This is a genomic window from Pseudomonas sp. HMSC065H01 (assembly GCF_001815235.1).
Classification (GTDB): domain Bacteria; phylum Pseudomonadota; class Gammaproteobacteria; order Pseudomonadales; family Pseudomonadaceae; genus Pseudomonas; species Pseudomonas aeruginosa.
In genome coordinates, this window is record NZ_KV819908.1 from 1 (window position 1) to 20,158 (window position 20,158).

A 20,158-nucleotide genomic window follows, 5' to 3' on the forward strand; every position below is an offset into this window, starting at 1 on the left:
GAGCTGGAAACCCAGGCCGGGCGCCTGCGCCAGCTGGTGGACAGCTTCAAGATCTGAGCACTGCCCGAGCCGTAGCCGAACCGGCGGATAATCGCGCCGCGGCTATCCGCCCTGCCCCCGGCCATTCGTAGGGTGAACAACGCCAACGGCGTTGTTCACCCTTATCCTGCCAGGATGCCTCCCGAGGCATGCCTTCCTCTCCGCCCGCTCCCTCTGCGACCTATTCCCGCGCTGGCTGCCGCAAGCGCGCCGGCTCGCGCTTTCTTTCCTAGACTTGAAGCTACCCACGGCTCCCGCACACCGTTCGAACGACTGCCGGTGCCGGTGGTCCACTGAGTGGCAGAAGGAACAAGCTCAACGGAGGAAGGCCCATCGTGCACATCGCCGATATGACCATGTTCTACGCGCCTGCCAGCGGGGGGGTACGCACCTATCTCGAAGCCAAGCATCGCCATCTCTGGCACTATCCCGGCATTCGCCACAGCGTGCTGGTTCCCGGCGCCAGCTACCGCCAGGCGAACGGCATCCACGAGGTGCCGGCGCCGCCGCTGCCATTCGGCAATGGCTACCGCTTCCCTCTCCGTCGCGGCCCCTGGCGCAAGGTGCTGCGCAATCTGCAACCGGACCTGATCGAGGTCGGCGACCCCTACCTCACCGCCTGGGCGGCGCTCGACGCGCGACGTCGGCTGGACGTGCCGGTGATCGGCTTCTACCACTCCGACCTGCCGCTGCTGGTGAGCAATCGCATGGGCGCCTGGCTCGGCACCAACGCGGACAACTACGTCAGCAAGCTGTACGGCCACTTCGACCGGGTCCTGGCCCCCAGTCGGGTAATGGCGGAAAAGCTGATGCGCCTGGGCGTCGCCGACGTGCATGTACAACCGCTGGGCGTCGACCTGGTCACCTTCCATCCGAGCAACCGCGATCCGGGGCTGCGCCAGGAACTCGGCCTGGACGAGGAAACCCGCCTGCTGGTGTTCGCCGGGCGCGGTTCGCGGGAAAAGAACCTGCCGGTACTGCTCGACGCCATCCAGCGCCTCGGCGACGGCTATCACCTGTTGCTGGTGGGTTCCAACATGCCGACCCGGGTTCCGCGCAACACCAGCGTGGTCGACCATTTCTGCGACAGCCGCGAAGTCGCCCGCCTGCTGGCGAGCAGCGACGCGCTGCTGCACGCCGGTGACCAGGAGACCTTCGGCCTGGTCGCACTCGAAGCGATGGCCAGCGGCATTCCGGTGGTGGCGGTGCGCGCCGGGGCACTGGCGGAAATAGTCCCGGAGCGTTGCGGCGTGCTCTGCGCACCGAACAACGGCGACGCCATGGCCTGCGCGGTGCGCGAACTGTTCAGCCACGACGTCGAGCTGCGCGGCCAGCGCGCCCGCCGTCACGTCGAGCGCCAGCATGCCTGGGACGCGGTGGTCGCCGGTCTGCTCCTGCACTACCACGCGGTACTCGGCGACAGCGAGGCGAGGTTCCCGCGCTATGGCTGAACGCAGCCTGCTGCTGGTGTTGCACGACGTGGCCCCGGAAACCTGGCCGGACTACCGGCCCTTCGTCGAGGCCGTGGACGCGCTCGGTGAGGTCCCCATGACCTGGCTGGTAGTGCCCGACTTCCACCATCGCAACCCGCTGGAAGCCGACGAAAAGTTCTGCAAACTGCTCTCGCGGCGGGTAACCCGGGGTGACGAACTGGCTCTCCACGGCTTCTATCACTACGATGACGCCCCACCACCGCGTACTCCAGGGCAATACTTCATGCGTCGCATCTACACCTGGGAGGGAGAGTTCTATGCCCTCGACCACGCCGAGGCCAAGACCCGCCTGGCCGCCGGCATCGAGCTGTTCCGCCGCCGCGGATGGCCGCTGCACGGTTTCGTCGCGCCGGCCTGGCTGATGAGCGCCGGCACCCGCCAGGCGCTCGGCGAGAGCGGGCTGCGCTACACCAGCGACCCGTCCAACCTGTATCTGCTTCCCCACCTGCAACCGATCGAGGCCCCCGGCCTGGTCTGGAGCGCGCGCAGTGCCTGGCGTCGCGGCCTCTCCTGGGCGCTCAGCGAGCAGCGCCGCCGGGCCTGGCGCGCAGCGCCGGTGATCCGTCTCGGACTCCATCCGGTCGACATGCGCCATCGCTTTTCCCGCGAATACTGGCTGCGTACCCTGCGCACCCTGCTGTCCGAGGGGCGCCAGCCGTTGACCAAGATCGACTGGCTGGAGCGCCACCTCGCCCTGGACCACGCGGCATGAGTCGAGGCTGGTTACTGCTGTTCGGTTTGATCGGTGCCTCGCTGATTCCGCTGGTGCTCGGCGGCAGCGACATGTTCCCGCGCTTGCGCGCCTTCCCGCTGGACAGTCTGCTGCTGATGTTCGGCATGATCGTGGTCTGCTGGTTCATCAACGGCCTGCGCCTGCGCCTGCTGCTCGCCGGGCGTGCCGGCAAGCTCGGGCAATTGCAGAGCGTCGGCATCATCATGGCCAGCGAATTCGCTTTCTGCGCCACTCCGGGCGGCAGCGGCGGGCCGTTGACCCTGATGGCGCTGCTGGCCCGGCGCGGCCTGCGCCCGGCACAGACCAGCGCGGTGTTCGCGGTCGACCAGTTGGCCGACCTGACGTTCTTCCTCTGCGCCCTCGGCGCGATCCTGATCTATGCCCTCAGCCATTCGCTGAGCCCGAACATGGAATCGAGCCTGATCTTCAGCGCGGTATTCCTGGTCGGCCTGTTCGTCGGCGCGGTAATGCTGATCCGCTACCTGCACCAGGTGATCCGCTTCAACGGGCGGGTTCTGGCGCGGCTCGGCGTGTCATCGCGCAAGCGCCTGCACTGGGGCCGCAAGATCCTGCATTTCCGCATTGCCCTGCACGACAGCCTGCGCCTGCCGAAACGACGCCTGCTGGCGGTCTTCCTTCTCAGCAGTACGCACTGGCTACTGCGCTTCAGCGTGCTCGATCTGACCCTGCGCGGCCTGGGAGTGGATATCCAGTGGGCCTGGACCTTCCTGATCCAGATGGTCTCGCTCAGCGCCGGACAGCTATCGCTGATCCCCGGCGGCGCCGGCGGCACCGAGCTGACCTCGGCGGCCCTGCTGGCCCCCATGATCGGCAAGTCGACGGCGGCGGCGGCCATCGTCATCTGGCGAGCGGTGACCTTCTATTTCTACCTCGTCGCCGGCGGCCCGGTGTTCGCCGTGCTCGCCGGACGCCCGCTGCTGAAGAAGCTGATCAGCAGTCGCGAGGCTTCTTCCTGAGCGTATCCTCGGCGTCAGCCTCGCCCGTCTCGCTGGCGCTCTCCTGGATACGCCGCCAGAGTTCGGCCGCGCCGGGAAACTCGGTTCCGTCCTCGTCGCCGAGGGCGTCGATGTCGTAACGGCTTGTGCAACCCTCGCCGAGGGTAGGTGGCGGGCTGGCGGTGCCCGCCGACCTGGGATCGCTCATGTTCGTTCCTCCGGGTGCCGGCCCTGGCCGGCATTCCAGGGAAGCCGACTCAGTCGAACACCACCGTCTTGTTGCCGTGTACCAGTACGCGGTCTTCCAGGTGATAGCGCAGTCCGCGCGCGAGCACCAGTTTTTCCACATCCTTGCCCAGCCGCACCATGTCTTCGACGTTGTCGCGGTGAGTGACCCGCACCACGTCCTGCTCGATGATCGGACCGGCATCCAGTTCCTCGGTCACGTAATGGCTGGTCGCGCCGATCAGCTTGACCCCGCGCTTCGACGCCTGATGATACGGCTTGGCGCCGATGAAGGACGGCAGGAAGCTGTGGTGGATGTTGATCACCTGGTGGGCGTACTTGCGGCACAGGTCCGGCGGCAGGATCTGCATGTAGCGAGCCAGGACGATGCAGTCGGCGCCATGTTCGTCGATCAGCCGGGAAACTTCATCGAAGGCCGGCTGCTTGTCCTGCGGATCGACGGGAACGTGGAAATACGGGATGCCGTGCCACTCGACCATGCTGCGCAGGTCGTCGTGGTTGGCGATCACGCAGGGAATCTCGCAGTCCAGTTCGCCGCTGTGCCAGCGGTGCAGCAGATCGGCCAGGCAATGGGACTCCTTGCTGGCCATCAGCACCACGCGCTTCTTCACCTCGGAATCGGTGATCCGCCATTCCATGGAGAATTCGCGGGCGATCGGGGCGAAAGCCTGGCGGAAGCCATCCAGGTCGAACGGCAGAGAGTCGGCACGGATCTCGTGGCGCATGAAGAACCAGCCGTTATCGTTGTCGGAATGATGGCTGGCTTCGGTGATCCAGCCATTGTAGGTGGCCAGGAAGTTACTCACCTTGGCAACGATCCCGACCCCGTCGGGACAGGCGATCACCAGCCGAAAAGTGCGCATGGGTATACTCCAGAAACATCGCGAAAGGCCGCCATTCTAGCGGCATGGCGGGAAAAGTTCAGCCTCGGCGAAGGTCTTTCGACAGGCTGTTGCGCGAGAGAATAAACCCGCACAACAGGGCAATCCCGATGCGGAATTAATTACTTTGAATTTCATCGAGAAAAGTTTTCATCGCGGTTTACTTACAGTTTCGCCCTGACTATTATTGAATCTACTTACATGCCCGCCACCGCCACTCAGCACAGACAAGGTACCTGACATGTCCCTGATCAACGAATATCGCGCCACGGAAGAAGCCATCAAGGAACTTCAGGAGCGCCTGAAGTCCCTGGAACAAGACGACAAACTGAAAAAAGAACTGGAATTCGAAGAGAAGCTGCGCACGCTGATGGGCACTTACCAGAAGTCCCTGCGTGACGTGATTTCCCTGCTCGATCCGGACGCCAAGATCGGCAAGAGCACCCGCACCGCCAAGGCGCCTGCCGGCAAGCGCGCGCGCAAGGTCAAGCAGTACAAGAACCCGCACACCGGCGAAGTCATCGAGACCAAGGGCGGCAACCACAAGACTTTGAAAGAGTGGAAAGCCAAGTGGGGCCCCGAGGCCGTCGAGAGCTGGGCCACCCTGCTCGGCTAAACCAGTCAGTTCCACGAAGAACGCCAGCCCAGTGCTGGCGTTTTTCATTTCCGCCGGATTGTATCGGCTCCTCTGCCTGCGCCCTCAAGTCTCCAGCGAATAGCGTTGACGCAGTTCCGCGGCGTAATCGCGCCAGGCCGCAAGTACCGCCGGCAATGTGCCGCCCTGCTCTTGCCGACAAGCCTCCAGCGCCGCCTCGAAGGCCGGCAAAGTATTCGGTGCGCCGTATTCTTCATGGGACAAACGATTGCGGCAGAAGCTTTCCCATTGTTGGCGCTCGGCTGCATTTAAAGTTTCCGGGAAATTTCGCGCACGATAGCGGAAGAACAACTCCTGCAAACGGGCATCGTCGAAGGGCCATTGTTCTTTGGCCAATTGCTCCGGTTCGGCAAGGCGCAGCTGTTCACAAAGGCGTCGATCCCGATCGCCAATAAATCCGTCATACAACTGTTGCTCGGGGTCGTCGCTGGCGGAGAAACTTTCTTCGCCATATAGCGCTGTCAGTTTGTCCGCCCAGACGGTTTGATGCTGGCGCAACAGCTCGGCTTTTTGCTGGCACTCATCGAGTTCGATGCCGGTTCGCTGGCGATCCTCGGCGCGCAATACCGACAGCGGCGCCACCACCGGGCAACGGTTGACCTGGATCTGCTTCAGCGGCACCGGCAACTCGCCCTCGGCCAGTTCGTCGCGACGGGTATACAGGCGCCTGCGCAAGTCCTCGGCCGACAACTCCAGCAGCGGCGCGGGATCGGCGCAGAGGTCGCAGACGATCAGAGCATTGCGGTTGCGCGGGTGCCAGGCCAGCGGCAGGACCACCGAGAGGAAATGGCGCTCCGCGGAAAAGCGTCCGGAGACATGCACCAGCGGCTGCAGCAGGCGCACCTGGTCGAGCACCTTGTGCTTGCTGCGCAACTGGTAGAGGTAATCGTACAGGCGCGGCTGGCGCTGACGGATCAGGCGGGCCAGGGCAATGGTGGCGCGGACATCGGAAAGCGCGTCGTGGGCCTGCCCATGCTCCAGGCCGTTCGCCGCGGTGAGCATTTCCAGCTTCAGCGACAGCCGGCCGTCCAGCTGCGGCCACTGGATGCCCTCCGGGCGCAGGGCATAGGCGGTACGGACCATGTCGATCAGGTCCCAGCGGCTATTGCCGCCTTGCCACTCGCGGGCGTAGGGATCGAAGAAGTTGCGGTACAGGCTGTAGCGCGTCACTTCGTCGTCGAAGCGCAGGGAGTTGTAGCCGGCCACGCAGGTCGCCGGCTGCGCCAGCTGGGCGTGTACCCGGGTCATGAAGTCGGCCTCGGACAGCCCCCGCTCGGCCAGCCGCTGGGGAGTGATGCCGGTGATCAGGCAAGCCATAGGGTGGGGCAGGATATCGTCGCTGGGACGGCAATACAGGTTCATCGGCTCGCCGATCTCGTTCAGCGCCTCGTCCGTGCGGATCCCGGCGATCTGCAACGGCCGGTCGCGGCGAGGGTCGATGCCGGTGGTTTCGTAGTCGTACCAAAAAATACTCGCGTTCACGGTCATTCCCTTTCTGGCGGCACCGGGCAGTCTACCAGTGACTGCCGCGAAGCTCGCGACCCACTTCGGGGATTTCCAGGTTTTTCAACGAACTCACGGAAAGCGCCGTAGGCACGGCCCGCCAGGGCGCGTCAGTGCGCATATCTGCCATCCGAACCTTGCGTTGTCCCCTTCGCCCTCGCTAGCATTCCGCTCGTACGGATGCCCGTTTCACTGACAAGGACAGCACCATGAACGACACCAGCAATCCCTACGCCACCCCCGCCAGCGCCCTGCAACCGACCCAGGCGGTGCCGCCGGTCATCGGCGACTACGACTTCCGCATCGGCGACGTGATCAGCGAAGCCTGGGCCAAGATCAAGGGCGTCAAAGGCATCCTGATCGGCGCCTTCGTGGTCTACAGCGTGGTGATCCAGACCATCACCTTCATCCTCACCCTGCTCTTCGGCGGTATCGGCCTGATGAGCGAGGCCGATCCCATCGCCTTCGCGGTCGGCCAGATGATCGCCAGCCTGGTCGCCACGGCGGTGGGCTACCCGTTCTTCACCGGCCTGACCATGATCGGCATCCGCCGCGCCGCCGACCAGCCGGCGACCTTCAACGAAATGTTCAACTACTTCGGCATGCTGGTGCCGCTGCTGCTCACCGGCCTGCTGATGATGCTGATGGTCTACGTCGGCTTCTTCCTGCTGATCATCCCCGGTCTCTACCTGAGCGTCGCCTACATGCTCGCCCTGCCGCTGGTGGCCGAGCGCGGCCTGACGCCCTGGCAGGCCCTGGAAACCTCGCGCAAGGCCATCAGCCGCCACTGGTTCAAGGTGTTCGGCCTGCTGCTGGTGCTGAGCCTGCTGATGCTGGTGAGCATGATCCCGCTGTTCATCGGCCTGATCTGGACCGGCCCGCTGTTCGTCGTCTCCATGGGTATTCTCTACCGCACCATCTTCGGCGTTCGCCCGCTGGGCAACTGAGATGCAGACCGGGCCGTCGCGGCGGCCCGGTTGCCTGATGACGCCACGCTGGCTAGCATCTGACTTTCCCCGACACGGCCCCCCGATGCCACCGAACGCAGCCGCCCGCCTCGTCGCGCCCGCCTCCCGGCCAGGCGCCGAGGTCCTCGACACCCACTACCACGTGGAAACGCCGGAAGGCATCGACCTGCTCCTGCGTCCCGCCGGCGTCGTCCCCCGGGCCCTGGCCTATACCATCGACCTCTGCATCCGCGGCCTGATCATGCTGGTGCTGATGCTCGGCCTGGCGTTCCTCGGCAAGCTCGGCGCCGGCCTCGGCCTGCTGCTGACCTTCATCATGACCTGGTGGTACATGGTCCTCTTCGAGGTGCTCAACCAGGGCCGCTCGCCCGGCAAGCAGATGATGGGACTGCGCGTCGTCCACGACGACGGCACTCCGGTGGGCTGGGCCGCGTCGCTGCTGCGCAACCTGCTGCGCTTCGCCGACATCCTGCCCTTCGGCTACGCCCTCGGTCTGCTCTGTTGCCTGAACCATCCGGCCTTCAAGCGCCTGGGCGACATCGCCGCCGGCACCCTGGTGGTCTACCGCGAACCCGAACTGAGCCGGCCCAGCCTGCCTGACGTCGAGCCGCAACTGCCGCCCTTCCCCATGAGCCTGGAAGAACAGCGCGCCTTCCTCGGTTTCGCCGAACGCGGCGCGGCGCTTTCCTCGGCACGCCGCGAGGAACTGGCGGGCATTCTCGCCGAACCGCTGGGCGTCGAGCCGGTACGCGCCCAGGCCGAGATCAACGGCATCGCCCGCGGCTTTCTCGGCCTGCGTCAGGAGAGCGCATGAAACAGAGCCTCTTCGAACAGCGCCACCAGGCCGCCTGGCAACGCTTCGACAAACGCCTCGCCTTCCTCGAGAAAGGCAAGAAGCTGGAAGGCTCCAGCGACGACTTCGCCGCCGATTACCGGCGCCTCTGCCAGCAACTGGCGCTGGCCCAGGAGCGCGGCTACAGCAGTCACCTGATCGACCAGTTGCAGCAACTGGCGATGCGCGGCCACCAGCAGTTCTACCGGCACCGCAGCCACCTCGGCAGCCGCATCCTCGGCTTCCTGCTCGCCGGCCTGCCGCGCCTGGTCCGCGAGGAATGGCGCAGCATCGCCGTGGCCAGCCTGCTGTTCTACGGCAGCGCCCTGCTCATGGGGCTGCTGGTCTATCACTTTCCCGACCTGATCTACAGCGTGGTCAGCCCGGACAAGGTCAGCGAGATGGAGTCTATGTACGCCCCGGAAACCACCCGCCTGGGTCCGTTGGGGGCACGCGACACCAGCGACGACTGGGAAATGTTCGGCTTCTACATCATGAACAACATCGGCATCGCCTTTCAGACCTTCGCCAGCGGCGTGCTGCTGGGACTCGGCAGCCTGTTCTTCCTGCTGTTCAATGGCCTGATGATCGGTTCGGTGGCCGGCCACCTGACGCAGATCGGCTACGTGCAGACCTTCTGGCCGTTCGTCATCGGCCACGGCGCGTTCGAACTGACCGCCATCACCTTCGCCGGCGCCGCCGGCCTCAAGCTCGGCTGGGCGCTGCTCGCGCCAGGTCGCCTGACCCGCGGCGAAGCCCTGCGGCTGGCCGCCCGGCGCAGCGTGCAACTGATCGCCGGGGTGATCGTGCTGTTGCTGCTGGCGGCCTTCACCGAGGCCTATTGGTCTTCCATCAGTCATTTCGAGCCGCGGGTGAAGTACGCGGTCGGCGCGGTCCTCTGGCTGCTGGTCGGCAGCTACTTCCTGTTCGCCGGACGGAGCCGCCATGCGCCTGACTGACGCCAGCGTGGCGATCCGCCCGCGCAGCGCCTGGGAAGCGCTCGACCTCGGCATCCTCCTGGCGCATCGCCATGCGCGCCTGCTGATGGGCAGTTGGGCGTTGCTGACCCTGCCGCTGTTCGCCGTGCTCAGCCTCCTGCTGTGGCAGCATCCGACCCTGGCGATCCTGATCTTCTGGTGGCTCAAGCCGGCCTTCGAACGGCTGCCGCTGTACATTCTCTCGCACGCCCTGTTCGGCGATACGCCAACCCTGAGGCAGGCCCTGCGCGCCTATCCCGCCCTGCTGAGGAAGCAGTTGCCGGCCAGCCTGCTGTGGCGCCGCTTCAGTCCGACGCGCAGCTTCGACCTGCCGGTCCTGCAACTGGAAGGGCTCGCCGGGGAGCCCCGCAGCCAGCGCCTGATCGTATTGTCCCAGCGCAACGCCGGCGGCGCGACCTGGCTGACCGTGGTCGGCGTGCACCTGGAAATGGCGCTCTGGGCCGGCTTCGCCATGCTTCTCTACCTGCTGATCCCGGCGCAGAACGAGATCGACTGGAACTGGCAGAGCCTGCTCGACCCGGAAGCCGGCGAGTGGCTCTGGCTGGAGCACCTGTCGAACCTGCTCTACGTCCTGGTGCTGGTAGTCTGGGAGCCGATCTACGTGGCCTGCGGCTTCACCCTCTACCTGAACCGGCGCACCGAACTGGAGGCCTGGGACATCGAGCTGGTGTTCCGCCGCCTGCGCCAGCGTCTGGTCGGCAGCGCCTATGTCCTGCTGCTCGGCCTGGCCGCTTCGCTGGCCTGGCTGCCCGCCCCTTCCGCCTACGCCGAGCCGGCGGCCGCCACCAGCGCCGGCGAAGCCGAGCTGCCGCCCGAGCAGGCCCGCCTGCTGCGGCAGAAACTCAACAGCGAACAGGCCGGCAAGCAGATCCGGGCGATCGTCGACGGCGCGCCGTTCAAGAACAGCGAGACCGTTACGGGCTGGCGCTTCGGCGACAAGACCGAGAAAAAGGACAGCCGCAAGGAGGACGAAGAGCGGCTCAAGGCATTCTTCGAGGCCCTGGCCAACTGGGTGCCGTTCCGTCACGCGGCGCAGGTCATCGAAGTGCTGCTCTGGGCGCTGCTGTTCAGCGCGGTGTTCCTGCTGGTCTGGCGCTACCGTGAATGGCTGCGCCTGTTCGTCGGCAACCTGGGCTTGCCGCAACGGGCCCGCCGCGAAGCGCCGACGGTGATGTTCGGCCTCGATCTCAGTCCGGAAAGCCTGCCCGACGACATCGCCGGCAACGCCGAACGGCTCTGGAACGAGAAACCACGGGAAGCCCTCGGCCTGCTCTACCGCGGGCTGCTCAGCCGACTGCTGCATGACTACCGCCTGCCGTTGAAGGGCTCCCATACCGAGGGCGAGGTCCTGCGTCTGGTCGAAGGACTGGAGCAACAACGGCCGCTGCTGCACTACAGCCAACTGCTGACCGCCCAATGGCAGGCGCTCGCCTACGGCCACCGGCTGCCGGCCGACGACGCTCGCCAGCGCCTCTGCGACGGCTGGCGCAGCCTTTTCGCCGCGGGAGCCAAGCCATGATGAGCCGGCGCGCGCGCTTCCTGCTGCTTGCCGTGCTCCTGCTGCTGGCCGGGCTGCTGGCGATCTTCCTGGCCAGCCGCCTGCAACCCTATACGGAGACGATCGACCTCGGCCCATCGCCGGAGGCCCGGCGCAATCCCTACCTGGCCGCCGAACTGTTCCTGCGCAAGCAGGGGGTCACGGTGAGCCGCGCCGACGGCCTTGAGGTCCTCAAGGAGCTGCCGCCCTCCGGGCATACCCTGCTCCTGCTCGGCAGCCGCTCCGGCATGACTCCCGGCCAGGCTCGCCGCCTGCTGCAATGGAGCGAGCAGGGCGGGCACCTGGTGCTGATCGCCGAACGCCTGTGGGACGAGGACGAGAAGAAGAGCGGCGACCTGCTGCTCGACAGCCTGGATATCCGCCAGTACCTGACCGAGGACTTCGACGACAGCCAGGACCGGGCCAGCGAGGAAACCGCCGACGCCGACGCCGACGAAGGTAGCGTCGACGACCATGCGACCGAAGCGCCGCCGGAGGAAGCCGCCGGCGAGGAAGAAGAGCCCGCCGACAGCGTGCCGGACTATTCCGCACTGACCCGCCTGTACCTGGAAAACGAGCGCTCGCCGGCCTACATCGGCTTCGATCCCGACTACCACCTCTACGATCCGCAGAACCACGCCTACGCCTGGGCCAACAGCGGCGACGCCACCCACCTGTTGCAGATGCAGCACGGCAAGGGCCTGGTCACGGTGCTCACCGACGCCTGGATCTGGCAGAACCGCAACATCGAGCAGTACGACAACGCCTGGCTGCTCTGGTACCTGACCCAGGACAACCAGGTGACCCTGCTCTACCGCGCCGAACGCGACAGCCTCGCCACCCTGCTCGCCCGCCACTTCCCCGAGGCCCTGGCGGCAGCGCTGCTGTTGTTGCTCGCCGGCCTGTGGCGCGCAGGGCTGCGCCAGGGTCCCTTGCAGCCGGTGGCCAGCCGTTCGCGCCGGCAACTGGAGGAACACCTGCGCGCCGGCGCCGACTTCCTCCTCCGCCAGCGCGGCCACGTCGCCTTGCTGCACGGTCTGCAACGCGACATCCTGCGCAGGGCGCGGCGTCGCCACCCCGGTTTCGAACAGCTCGGCGTCGCCGAGCAATGGCAGATCCTCGGGCGCATGACCCGCCTGCCACCCAGCGCCATCAGCCAGGCCATGCGCCCATATCCGGCGCAGCGCCTTTCCGCTGCCGACTTCACCCGCCAGGTCGCCCACCTGCAAAGCCTCAGGAATGCCCTATGAGCGAACAGACGCCCGAACAACCGAGCACCGCGCCCAACCCGGCGCTCCAGCGCCAGCGCGCCAGCCAGCTGGCCCAGGCCCTGCGCACCGAACTGCAGAAAGCCCTGATCGGCCAGGGCGCAGTGATCGACGACGTGCTCACCGCGTTGCTCGCCGGCGGCCACGTGCTGGTGGAAGGCGTGCCGGGGCTCGGCAAGACCCTGCTGGTACGCGCCCTGGCGCGCTGCTTCGACGGCGGCTTCGCGCGCATCCAGTTCACCCCCGACCTGATGCCCAGCGACGTCACCGGCCACGCCGTATACGACCTCGCCAGCGAGCAGTTCAAGCTGCGCAAGGGGCCGGTGTTCACCCACCTGCTGCTGGCGGACGAGATCAACCGCGCGCCGGCCAAGACCCAGGCCGCCCTCCTGGAAGTGATGCAGGAGCGCCAGGTCACCCTGGAAGGACGCGCCCTGCCGGTGCCGCAGCCGTTCATGGTGCTGGCGACGCAGAACCCGATCGAGCAGGAAGGCACCTATCCGCTGCCGGAAGCCGAACTCGACCGCTTCATGCTCAAGCTGCGCATCGATTACCCGGCCGAAGCCGAGGAACAGACCCTGGTGCGCCAGGTGACCCGCTCCGCGCGCAGCGACATGCTCGACGTGGCCAACCTGCGGCCGCTGCTGAAGGACAAGGACGTTCTCGCCCTGCAGCGGATCGCCAGCGACCTGCCGATCGACGACCAGGTCCTCGACTATGCCGTGCGCCTGGCCCGCACCACCCGCAACTGGCCGGGCCTGGCCCTCGGCGCCGGACCTCGCGCGTCGATCGCCCTGGTCCGTTGCGGCCGGGCGCGGGCGCTGCTGCGCGGCGGCGAGTTCGTGGTGCCGGACGACATCAAGGGCTGTGCCCTGGCGGTCCTGCGCCATCGGGTCCGGCTGTCTCCGGAGCTGGACATCGAGGGGCTGTCGGTGGACCAGGTCCTGCAACAGTTGCTCGACCAGGTACCGGCCCCCCGCGTATGAAGCCATCGCGCGCCCTGCTGGCGCTGTTCGCCGCGCTCCTGCTGCTGGCCATCGGCCTGGGCAGCCTGTCGGCGCTCGGCCAGCGGTTGCCTGCGCAACTGCATACATTCTGGTGGGCGGCGCTCGCCGCGCTGCTCCTGCTCGGCCTGCTGGACGCCCTGTGGGCGCGCCGCCAGGCGGTGCCGAAGCTGAGCCGCCAGCTCAGCGGCAACCTGCCGCTGGGGCGCTGGAGCGAAGTGCGCCTGCATCTGCAGCACACCTATCGGCGTCCGGTTCGCCTGACCCTGTTCGATCACCTGCCGGCCGGCATGGATTTCGAGTACCTGCCGCAGGAGGTCGAACTGCGCCCGGGCGAAAGCACCGAGGTCGGCTACCGGGTGCGGCCGCTCAACCGCGGTCACTTCGTGTTTCCCCGCTGCGAGCTGGAACTGCCCAGCCCGCTGCGCCTGTGGCGGCAGCGCCGCTACCTGGAAGCACGCGGCGAGACCCGCGTCTACCCGGACTTCGCCCGCCTCTACGGCGCCGAACTGATGGCGGTCGACCACTGGCTCAACCAGATCGGCGTACGCGGCGGCCAGCGCCGCGGCCTCGGCCTGGAGTTCCACCAGTTGCGCGAATTCCGCGACGGCGACACCCTGCGCCAGATCGACTGGAAGGCCACCGCTCGCAAACGCACGCCGATCGCCCGCGAATACCAGGACGAACGCGACCAGCAGATCCTCTTCCTGCTCGACTGCGGCCGCCGCATGCGCAGCCAGGACGGCGACCTGTCGCACTTCGACCATGCCCTCAACGCCAGCCTGCTGCTGGCCTACGTGGCCCTGCGCCAGGGCGACGCGGTGGGCGCCATGACCTTCGCCGGCGACGACCGCCGGCATCTCCCCCCGGGCAAGGGCAGCGCCCAGCTCGGCGCGCTGCTCAACACCGTCTACGACCTGCAGACCAGCCAGCGTCCCGCCGATTTCCCGGAAGCCGTGCAGGCGGTGCTGTCCCGCCAGCGGCGGCGGGCCCTGGTGATCCTGGTAACCAACCTGCGCGACGAGGACGACGAAGAACTGCTCGGCGCGGTGAAACGCCTGGGCCGCCAGCACCGAGTGCTGGTCGCCAGCCTGCGCGAGGAAGTGCTCGACACCCTGCGCCACGAGCCGGTCGCCCGCTACGAGCAGGCGCTCGCCTACACCGGCACCATCGACTACCTGAATGCGCGCAACGGCCTCCACGAGAAGCTCGCGGCCCACGGCGTGCCAGTGCTCGATGCGCGTCCCAGCGAACTCGGGCCGGAGCTGATCAGCCGCTACCTGGGCTGGAAGCGCGCCGGCGTGCTTTGACGGATCAGACCGACTGCGGCTGGCGGGGGAAGCTGAAGTAGCGGCGCAGCGCCTCCACCAGTTCGAGGAATTCGGCGGGCGGCGCCAGCAGGTGGAAGCCGGAATCGAAATGACCGGGCGTGACGTCCTCGCAGGTCCACCGGCAGTCGGCGGAAAAATCGATGCATTGCGGGCGACCGCCCAGTCCCGGAACCTTCAGGCGCAGTTCGAAACGCGCGCCGACCAGCATCGGCAGTTGGCTGATCAGCAGCAGGCCGTCCTCGGAGACGTTGCCGATGTAGCCCATCGGCTTATCGGTGATGCGATTGAACACCTTCAGGTAGCTGGGCAACTGATGGCGCTGGATATGTCGTTGAAGACCCATAATGGCATTTCGCTATGATTTGCAGTCCAGTATGACGATGCCGGCGCTCGGGGAACAAGCTCAGCGGCAGCGTTCGGACTCCCGCGAGGCCAGTTCGCGACGAATGGCGTCCAGCTCGGCATCGCTCAGGTAAACCGGCCCGCCGCCGGCGTCCTGCCGATAGAAGCGGCCGCCGCGTTCGAGCTGGGACAACTGTTGCCGCAAGCGCCCGCATTCCTCGGCCAGCGCAGCCTGGCGCTGGCCGGCACGTTCGGCGGCGGCGGTGCGTTCCTCGCGACGAGCATCGAAATACTCCTGGGTGCGCTGCTCGCGCTGGCGGGTCGCGGCGTCACGTTCCACCACCTGCGGCCTGACTTCGACGCGTTGCGCGCCGGCCGGTGGCGTGGCGGAGAAGTGTACCTTGCCCTGGGCATCGGTCCAGCGATAGATGTCCGCCTGCGCCAGCACGGGCATCAGGGCGACACAGAACCACAGGGCACGCATGCGAACCTCCTCCGTGAAATCCAGGGCGAAGCTTACCGGATAGACCGGTGTCCCATGCGACCGACGGTCAGCCTGAACGCCCGTCCAATCCCTCCCGGCCGCCTACAGGCGGGTCGGCACGGCGCTGGCCGAGGCCGGCGTCTCGCTCAGCCGGCCCAGCTGGCGCAACGTCTCCAGCCGCGCCTTGGCACGGTAGGCATATTCGCTGGTGGGGTAACGGGCGATGATGAAGTGGTAGGTCTGCGCCGCGTCGACGAACAGGCTCTGGCGTTCCAGGCACTGGCCGCGCAGCAGCGAGATTTCCGGCTGCAGGTAGGGCCGCGCGCGAATCCGCCGTTCGGCCCGCGACAGGTCGAGCATCACCTGTGCGCAATCGCCTTTGTCGTAGGCGCGGTAGGCCCCGTTCAGGTCGCTGTTCAGCGACCAGCTGTTACAACCGGTGGCACTCAGCGCCAGGCAGGCAACGATCAAGCTTCGCATAGGCATATCCTCCGTTGGGAACTGTATCGGCGCGTATTGGCGTGACTGAAGGGCCTGACTAGACTGGGATGCCCCTCGCCCAGGCGCCAAGGAGATGCCATGCGCTTCGCCCGCCGTCTCGTCCTGCTCCCGTTGCTGTCGCTGCTGGCCGCCTGCTCGCCGACCACGCCGCTGTTCGTCGCCCAGGTGACCACTGGCGAAGTCGCCGAATACAAGCAGATGAAGAGCAACCGCATGACCGCCGCCATCGAGGAGGAAGGCGACCTGCTGACCTACAGCGCCATGGCGATCCGCGACAACAGGAGCGCCGAGGCGGAAAAGCTCTACCTCACCGGCTACGACAATCGCCGCTACAGCGCCGAGGTGCGCGGTATCTCGCTGTACCAGATCGGCCTGATCTACATGAGCCGCTACAACGACCAGCGCGACGACGCCAAGGCCACCGACTACTTCCAGCGCGTGGTCCGCGAGTTCCCCGGCACCCACGCCGCCGAGCATGCCCAGGCGCGCCTGCTGGCAATGCGCCAGCGGGCCAGGGAGCCGGTGCAGAAGAGCGCTCGCGAATTGCTCGCCACCTGGAAGCCACAGCAGAACCTCGATCTCTACAAGACCAGCCTCGACCCGGACATGACCCTGCTGTCGCGCCGCGCGGTGCTCAAGGATCGGGTCGACGAAGCCGCCGAGCTCTACCTGCTGGCGGTCAACGATCCGGCGATTCCTGCCGGTATAAAGGAAAAAGCCCTCTACCAGCTCGGCCTGATGTACCTGGCGCCGGACAACCCGCACCCGAACCGCGACAAGGCAATCGAATACCTGCGTCGCCAGTTGCTCGACTATCCTGAAGGCGAATTGTCGAACAAGGCCGGCCGGCACCTCGACCAGGCGCTCAACGTGCAACCTCGCTGATCCCCGCCGGACTGACCCAGATCAAGCGCCCGTCGCGGCGCCTGGTCTGCAATGGCATTCCCGCCCAATGCCAGGAGCGTTGCCATGAACCTGCATAACCTGCTGGTGGTCGTCGACCCGAGCAGCGACGAACAGCCGGCCCTTACCCGTGCCCAGTGGATCGCCGAACGCAGCGGTGCCAGCGTCGAGTTGCTGCTGTGCGACTTCAACCCGGCGCTGGACGGCGGGCTGTTCTTCGACAGTCACTCGCTGCAGCGTGCCCGCGACCTTTACCTGGACGAACGGGTCACCTGGCTGGAGCAGCTTTCCATGCCGCTGCAGCAGGCCGGCATCCGCACTCAGGTCGAGGCCCAGTGGGGCAAGCCGCTGGACCGGATGGTCCTGCAACGGGTCGGCGAAACCCGGCCCGACCTGGTCCTCAAGAGCACCCGCAAGCACAACCTGCTGCGCCGCCTGCTACTGGGTAACAGCGACTGGCAATTGATCCGCCACTGCCCGCAGCCGCTCTGGCTGGTCCATCACGACGCCTGGCGCGGCCAGCGCCTGTGCGCGGCGCTCGACCCGCTGCATGCCAGCGACAAGCCGGCCGCCCTCGATCACCGGCTGATCGCCGCCGCCCGCCAGCTCGAAGCCAGCCTGGGGCTGCGCGCCGACTACCTGCATACCCACGCGGCGTTGCCGCGCAGCCTGCTGTTCGACGCGGAAATGCTCGCCGGTTACGAGCGTTTCGTGCTGCAACATGAGGAACGTCACCGCCAGGCCTTCGACGACCTGCTGGCAGCCTACCCGGAGATCGCCGCGGAGCGCCGCCACCTGCTGGCCGGCTATGCCGAGCAGGCGATCCCCGACTTCGTCCGGGCCAACGACATCGACCTGCTGCTGATGGGCGCGGTCGCCCGGGGGCACCTGGACAACGCACTGATCGGGCAGACCGCCGAACGCGTCCTGGAGGAGGTGGAATGCGACCTGCTGGTGCTCAAACCGACAAATGACATCTGATGCAGATAGTATGACTCCGCAGTCGCCGCCGAGCCTCGCCGGTGGTAGCCTGCACGCCAGCGTTATCCAAGGAGTCCTTTGCATGTCCGTTCGCCGCACCAAAATCGTCGCCACCCTCGGCCCAGCCAGCAATTCCCCGGAAGTGCTGGAGCAACTGATCCTGGCCGGGATCGACGTCGCCCGCCTCAACTTCTCCCACGGCACCCCCGATGAACACCGCGCCCGCGCCAGGCTGGTGCGCGAACTGGCGGCCAAGCACGGCCGCTTCGTCGCCCTGCTCGGCGACCTGCAAGGACCGAAGATCCGCATCGCCAAGTTCGCCAACAAGCGCATCGAATTGCAGGTCGGCGACAAGTTCCGCTTCTCCACCAGCCACGCCCGCGACGCCGGTACCCAGGAAGTGGTCGGCATCGACTACCCGGACCTGGTGAAGGACTGCGGGGTCGGCGATGAACTGCTGCTGGACGACGGCCGGGTGGTGATGGTGGTCGAGGAAGTCGCCGCCGACGAACTGCGCTGCCGGGTGCTGATCGGCGGCCCGCTGTCCGACCACAAGGGCATCAACCGCCGCGGCGGCGGTCTCACCGCGCCGGCGCTGACCGACAAGGACAAGGCCGACATCAAGCTGGCCGCGGACATGGACCTGGACTACGTGGCCGTTTCCTTCCCGCGCGACGCCAAGGACATGGAATACGCCCGCCGCCTGCTCACCGAGGCCGGAGGCAAGGCCTGGCTGGTAGCCAAGATCGAGCGCGCCGAGGCGGTCGCCGACGACGACGCACTCGACGGCCTGATTCGTGCCAGCGACGCGGTAATGGTGGCCCGTGGCGACCTCGGCGTGGAAATCGGCGATGCCGAGCTGGTCGGCATCCAGAAGAAGATCATCCTGCACGCCCGCCGCAACAATAAAGTGGTGATCACCGCGACCCAGATGATGGAGTCGATGATCCACAGCCCGATGCCGACCCGCGCGGAAGTCTCCGACGTGGCCAACGCCGTGCTCGACTACACCGACGCGGTGATGCTCTCAGCGGAAAGCGCCGCCGGCGAGTACCCGGTGGAAGCGGTGAAAGCCATGGCCCGCGTCTGCCAGGGCGCCGAGAAGCACCCGACCAGCCAGAAATCCAGCCATCGCCTCGGCCAGACTTTCGACCGCTGCGACGAGAGCATCGCCCTGGCGTCGATGTACACGGCCAACCACTTCCCGGGGATCAAGGCGATCATCTGCCTGACCGAAAGCGGCTTCACCCCGCTGATCATGTCGCGCATCCGCTCGTCGGTACCGATCTACGCCTACTCCCCGCACCGCGAGACTCAGGCTCGCGTGGCGATGTTCCGCGGCGTGGAAACCATCCCCTTCGACCCGGCGGCGCTGCCGGCGGAGAAGGTCAGCCAGGCCGCGGTCGACGAGTTGCTCAAGCGCGGCGTGGTGACCAAGGGCGACTGGGTGATCTTGACCAAGGGCGACAGCTACACCGCCCAGGGCGGCACCAACACCATGAAGGTGCTGCACGTCGGCGACCTGCTGGTATAAGCGCACGTCGCGGCGGATAACGCCCGTGGCGTTATCCGCCCTACGGACCGGCGCTCCGCTAGCCCAACGTGGTGTAGGGCGAATAACCGCTACGCGGTTATCCGCCGTTTCAGCCGCATCGCGGCGAATAACGCCTGGGGCGTTATCCGCCCTACGGATCGTCGCTCCGCTGGCCCAACAGCGGTGTGCTCAGGCGAACCTGGAGAAATCCGGCTGGCGCCGGTGCATGAAGGCGCTGAGCGCCTCGATCGCCTCGGGCGAGCGCAGTCGGGTACTGAAGATATCGCCTTCCTCGGCGATCACCCGGCGAAGCTCCTCGATAAACGGCGCTTTCATCAGGCGCTTGCTCTCCACTACCGCCGAGGGCGCCAGGTGCAGGAAGCGCCGGGCCGCATCGCGGGCGTGCTCCAGCACCGTGGCGCCATCCTCCAGCGCCGCATTGGCCAGGCCCCAGGCCGCCGCCTGCTCGCCGCTGAAGTCCTGGCCGAGCATCAGCAATTCCGCAGCCCTGGCATGACCGAGCATGCGCGGCAGGATCAGGCTCGAGCCGAACTCCGGTGTCAGGCCGAGGTTGACGAACGGCATCTTCAATCGCGCATTGCGACCGACGAAGACCAGGTCGCAATGCAGCAGCAGGGTGGTGCCGATACCCACCGCCGGTCCGTTCACCGCGGCGATCACCGGCTTGGGGAATTCCAGCAGGGCGCTCATGAAGCGGCCGACCGGGCTGTCGCGCAGGGATGGCGGTTGCTCGAGGAAGTCGAGGATGTCGTTGCCGCTGGTGAAGCAGGCATCGCCGCCAGTGATCAGCACTACCCGCACAGCCGTATCGGCCTGCGCCTCCAGCAGCGCCTCGGCCATCCGACTGTACATCGCGCGGGTCAGCGCGTTCTTCTTGTCCTGGCGGTCCAGGCGCAGGGTCAGCAGCCCCGCTTCGCGTTCGACCCGAATCAGCTCGCTCATCGTCAC

At 66.7% G+C, this 20,158-nt stretch carries 21 protein-coding genes; 14 read left to right on the plus strand and 7 right to left on the minus strand.

All coding sequences use genetic code 11. The features are described 5' to 3' along the window. The first annotated feature begins 374 nt into the window (after positions 1-374). The 3 genes from HMPREF3014_RS22475 to HMPREF3014_RS22485 are packed head-to-tail and all read left to right on the plus strand — an operon-like array spanning position 375 to position 3,242. Positions 375-1,490 carry an N-acetylglucosaminyl phosphatidylglycerol synthase gene (locus HMPREF3014_RS22475; RefSeq protein ID WP_003101181.1) on the plus strand — a complete coding sequence of 372 codons (1,116 nt, stop codon included), beginning with the start codon at positions 375-377 and terminating at the stop codon, positions 1,488-1,490. Beyond that, positions 1,483-2,244 (plus strand): N-acetylglucosaminyl phosphatidylglycerol deacetylase, encoded by a 762-nt coding sequence (locus HMPREF3014_RS22480; RefSeq protein ID WP_003161498.1) that lies wholly within the window; start codon positions 1,483-1,485, stop codon positions 2,242-2,244. The genes HMPREF3014_RS22475 and HMPREF3014_RS22480 overlap by 8 nt, the downstream gene beginning before the upstream one ends. Further along, positions 2,241-3,242 (plus strand): glucosaminyl phosphatidylglycerol flippase, encoded by a 1,002-nt coding sequence (locus tag HMPREF3014_RS22485; RefSeq protein WP_003120851.1) that lies wholly within the window; start codon positions 2,241-2,243, stop codon positions 3,240-3,242. The genes HMPREF3014_RS22480 and HMPREF3014_RS22485 overlap by 4 nt, the downstream gene beginning before the upstream one ends. Here the strand turns inward: HMPREF3014_RS22485 and HMPREF3014_RS22490 are convergent. Together HMPREF3014_RS22490 and purU are read right to left on the minus strand one after the other, a co-directional pair. Beyond that, entirely contained in the window at positions 3,217-3,429 is a 213-nt protein-coding gene (locus HMPREF3014_RS22490; protein ID WP_003101176.1) for a hypothetical protein, read from the minus strand. The genes HMPREF3014_RS22485 and HMPREF3014_RS22490 overlap by 26 nt on opposite strands. 49 nt (positions 3,430-3,478) lie before the next feature. Then, positions 3,479-4,330 (minus strand): formyltetrahydrofolate deformylase, encoded by an 852-nt coding sequence (gene purU / locus HMPREF3014_RS22495; protein WP_003101174.1) that lies wholly within the window; start codon positions 4,328-4,330, stop codon positions 3,479-3,481. Between the two features lie 259 nt (positions 4,331-4,589). On the opposite strand from purU, the gene mvaT reads away from it, so the two are divergent. Then, positions 4,590-4,964 carry a histone-like nucleoid-structuring protein MvaT gene (gene mvaT, locus HMPREF3014_RS22500; RefSeq protein WP_003093888.1) on the plus strand — a complete coding sequence of 125 codons (375 nt, stop codon included), beginning with the start codon at positions 4,590-4,592 and terminating at the stop codon, positions 4,962-4,964. Positions 4,965-5,048: 84 nt separating this feature from the next. Here the strand turns inward: mvaT and sbcB are convergent, their stop codons facing one another. Continuing rightward, positions 5,049-6,491: an exodeoxyribonuclease I gene (gene sbcB / locus HMPREF3014_RS22505; protein WP_009875932.1), complete on the minus strand. Its 1,443-nt coding sequence runs from the start codon at positions 6,489-6,491 to the stop codon at positions 5,049-5,051. A gap of 224 nt (positions 6,492-6,715) precedes the next feature. Here sbcB and HMPREF3014_RS22510 point away from each other — a divergent pair, with 224 nt between their 5' ends. The 7 genes from HMPREF3014_RS22510 to HMPREF3014_RS22540 are packed head-to-tail and all read left to right on the plus strand — an operon-like array spanning position 6,716 to position 14,423. After that, positions 6,716-7,453, plus strand: a complete 738-nt coding sequence (locus HMPREF3014_RS22510; protein WP_003101171.1) for a hypothetical protein — start codon at positions 6,716-6,718, stop codon at positions 7,451-7,453. A gap of 37 nt (positions 7,454-7,490) precedes the next feature. Continuing rightward, positions 7,491-8,288 (plus strand): RDD family protein, encoded by a 798-nt coding sequence (locus tag HMPREF3014_RS22515; RefSeq protein WP_003123273.1) that lies wholly within the window; start codon positions 7,491-7,493, stop codon positions 8,286-8,288. After that, positions 8,285-9,265, plus strand: a complete 981-nt coding sequence (locus HMPREF3014_RS22520; RefSeq protein WP_003093893.1) for a stage II sporulation protein M — start codon at positions 8,285-8,287, stop codon at positions 9,263-9,265. Before HMPREF3014_RS22515 ends, HMPREF3014_RS22520 begins: the two co-directional genes overlap by 4 nt. Further along, positions 9,252-10,823 (plus strand): DUF4129 domain-containing protein, encoded by a 1,572-nt coding sequence (locus HMPREF3014_RS22525; protein WP_003161496.1) that lies wholly within the window; start codon positions 9,252-9,254, stop codon positions 10,821-10,823. Before HMPREF3014_RS22520 ends, HMPREF3014_RS22525 begins: the two co-directional genes overlap by 14 nt. Next, positions 10,820-12,091: a DUF4350 domain-containing protein gene (locus HMPREF3014_RS22530; protein ID WP_003101165.1), complete on the plus strand. Its 1,272-nt coding sequence runs from the start codon at positions 10,820-10,822 to the stop codon at positions 12,089-12,091. Before HMPREF3014_RS22525 ends, HMPREF3014_RS22530 begins: the two co-directional genes overlap by 4 nt. Further along, complete coding sequence (locus HMPREF3014_RS22535) at positions 12,088-13,095, plus strand: AAA family ATPase (protein ID WP_003112780.1); 1,008 nt, start codon at positions 12,088-12,090, stop codon at positions 13,093-13,095. The genes HMPREF3014_RS22530 and HMPREF3014_RS22535 overlap by 4 nt, the downstream gene beginning before the upstream one ends. Next, the gene (locus tag HMPREF3014_RS22540) at positions 13,092-14,423 is read left to right on the plus strand and encodes a DUF58 domain-containing protein (RefSeq protein WP_003112779.1); all 1,332 of its coding nucleotides are present in this window, start codon (positions 13,092-13,094) and stop codon (positions 14,421-14,423) included. Before HMPREF3014_RS22535 ends, HMPREF3014_RS22540 begins: the two co-directional genes overlap by 4 nt. Before the next feature lie 4 nt (positions 14,424-14,427). Here the strand turns inward: HMPREF3014_RS22540 and HMPREF3014_RS22545 are convergent, their stop codons facing one another. The 3 genes from HMPREF3014_RS22545 to HMPREF3014_RS22555 all read right to left on the minus strand — a co-directional run bounded on the left by HMPREF3014_RS22545 (position 14,428) and on the right by HMPREF3014_RS22555 (position 15,756). Further along, a complete protein-coding gene (locus HMPREF3014_RS22545; protein ID WP_003093898.1) occupies positions 14,428-14,787 on the minus strand; it encodes a PilZ domain-containing protein in 360 nt (119 codons plus the stop codon). 60 nt (positions 14,788-14,847) lie between these two features. Then, a complete protein-coding gene (locus tag HMPREF3014_RS22550) occupies positions 14,848-15,270 on the minus strand; it encodes a DUF4124 domain-containing protein (RefSeq protein ID WP_003093901.1) in 423 nt (140 codons plus the stop codon). A 102-nt stretch (positions 15,271-15,372) separates the two neighbouring features. Further along, positions 15,373-15,756, minus strand: coding sequence for a tetratricopeptide repeat protein (locus HMPREF3014_RS22555; protein WP_003120855.1), 384 nt, complete (start codon positions 15,754-15,756; stop codon positions 15,373-15,375). 93 nt (positions 15,757-15,849) lie between these two features. Between HMPREF3014_RS22555 and HMPREF3014_RS22560 the strand changes: the two genes are divergently transcribed. The 3 genes from HMPREF3014_RS22560 to pyk all read left to right on the plus strand — a co-directional run bounded on the left by HMPREF3014_RS22560 (position 15,850) and on the right by pyk (position 19,189). After that, a complete protein-coding gene (locus tag HMPREF3014_RS22560; RefSeq protein ID WP_003101159.1) occupies positions 15,850-16,656 on the plus strand; it encodes a tetratricopeptide repeat protein in 807 nt (268 codons plus the stop codon). Between the two features lie 84 nt (positions 16,657-16,740). Then, positions 16,741-17,655, plus strand: a complete 915-nt coding sequence (locus HMPREF3014_RS22565) for a universal stress protein (RefSeq protein ID WP_010793816.1) — start codon at positions 16,741-16,743, stop codon at positions 17,653-17,655. 82 nt (positions 17,656-17,737) lie between these two features. Beyond that, positions 17,738-19,189 (plus strand): pyruvate kinase, encoded by a 1,452-nt coding sequence (pyk, locus tag HMPREF3014_RS22570; protein WP_003093930.1) that lies wholly within the window; start codon positions 17,738-17,740, stop codon positions 19,187-19,189. 189 nt (positions 19,190-19,378) lie between these two features. Here pyk and HMPREF3014_RS22575 read toward each other — a convergent pair whose 3' ends face one another. Continuing rightward, positions 19,379-20,152, minus strand: coding sequence for an enoyl-CoA hydratase (locus tag HMPREF3014_RS22575; RefSeq protein ID WP_003101155.1), 774 nt, complete (start codon positions 20,150-20,152; stop codon positions 19,379-19,381). Positions 20,153-20,158 lie beyond the last annotated feature (6 nt).

Coding starts and splice junctions, on each gene's coding strand:
- HMPREF3014_RS22515 (WP_003123273.1), top strand. CDS start 7,491: ATGACGCCACGCTGGCTAGCATCTGACTTTCCCCGACACGGCCCCCCG.
- HMPREF3014_RS22525 (WP_003161496.1), top strand. CDS start 9,252: ATGCGCCTGACTGACGCCAGCGTGGCGATCCGCCCGCGCAGCGCCTGG.
- HMPREF3014_RS22545 (WP_003093898.1), bottom strand. CDS start 14,787: ATGGGTCTTCAACGACATATCCAGCGCCATCAGTTGCCCAGCTACCTG.
- HMPREF3014_RS22510 (WP_003101171.1), top strand. CDS start 6,716: ATGAACGACACCAGCAATCCCTACGCCACCCCCGCCAGCGCCCTGCAA.
- HMPREF3014_RS22530 (WP_003101165.1), top strand. CDS start 10,820: ATGATGAGCCGGCGCGCGCGCTTCCTGCTGCTTGCCGTGCTCCTGCTG.
- pyk (WP_003093930.1), top strand. CDS start 17,738: ATGTCCGTTCGCCGCACCAAAATCGTCGCCACCCTCGGCCCAGCCAGC.
- HMPREF3014_RS22480 (WP_003161498.1), top strand. CDS start 1,483: ATGGCTGAACGCAGCCTGCTGCTGGTGTTGCACGACGTGGCCCCGGAA.
- HMPREF3014_RS22565 (WP_010793816.1), top strand. CDS start 16,741: ATGAACCTGCATAACCTGCTGGTGGTCGTCGACCCGAGCAGCGACGAA.
- HMPREF3014_RS22550 (WP_003093901.1), bottom strand. CDS start 15,270: ATGCGTGCCCTGTGGTTCTGTGTCGCCCTGATGCCCGTGCTGGCGCAG.
- purU (WP_003101174.1), bottom strand. CDS start 4,330: ATGCGCACTTTTCGGCTGGTGATCGCCTGTCCCGACGGGGTCGGGATC.
- HMPREF3014_RS22490 (WP_003101176.1), bottom strand. CDS start 3,429: ATGAGCGATCCCAGGTCGGCGGGCACCGCCAGCCCGCCACCTACCCTC.
- HMPREF3014_RS22520 (WP_003093893.1), top strand. CDS start 8,285: ATGAAACAGAGCCTCTTCGAACAGCGCCACCAGGCCGCCTGGCAACGC.
- sbcB (WP_009875932.1), bottom strand. CDS start 6,491: ATGACCGTGAACGCGAGTATTTTTTGGTACGACTACGAAACCACCGGC.
- HMPREF3014_RS22535 (WP_003112780.1), top strand. CDS start 12,088: ATGAGCGAACAGACGCCCGAACAACCGAGCACCGCGCCCAACCCGGCG.
- HMPREF3014_RS22560 (WP_003101159.1), top strand. CDS start 15,850: ATGCGCTTCGCCCGCCGTCTCGTCCTGCTCCCGTTGCTGTCGCTGCTG.
- HMPREF3014_RS22575 (WP_003101155.1), bottom strand. CDS start 20,152: ATGAGCGAGCTGATTCGGGTCGAACGCGAAGCGGGGCTGCTGACCCTG.
- HMPREF3014_RS22540 (WP_003112779.1), top strand. CDS start 13,092: ATGAAGCCATCGCGCGCCCTGCTGGCGCTGTTCGCCGCGCTCCTGCTG.
- HMPREF3014_RS22485 (WP_003120851.1), top strand. CDS start 2,241: ATGAGTCGAGGCTGGTTACTGCTGTTCGGTTTGATCGGTGCCTCGCTG.
- HMPREF3014_RS22555 (WP_003120855.1), bottom strand. CDS start 15,756: ATGCCTATGCGAAGCTTGATCGTTGCCTGCCTGGCGCTGAGTGCCACC.
- mvaT (WP_003093888.1), top strand. CDS start 4,590: ATGTCCCTGATCAACGAATATCGCGCCACGGAAGAAGCCATCAAGGAA.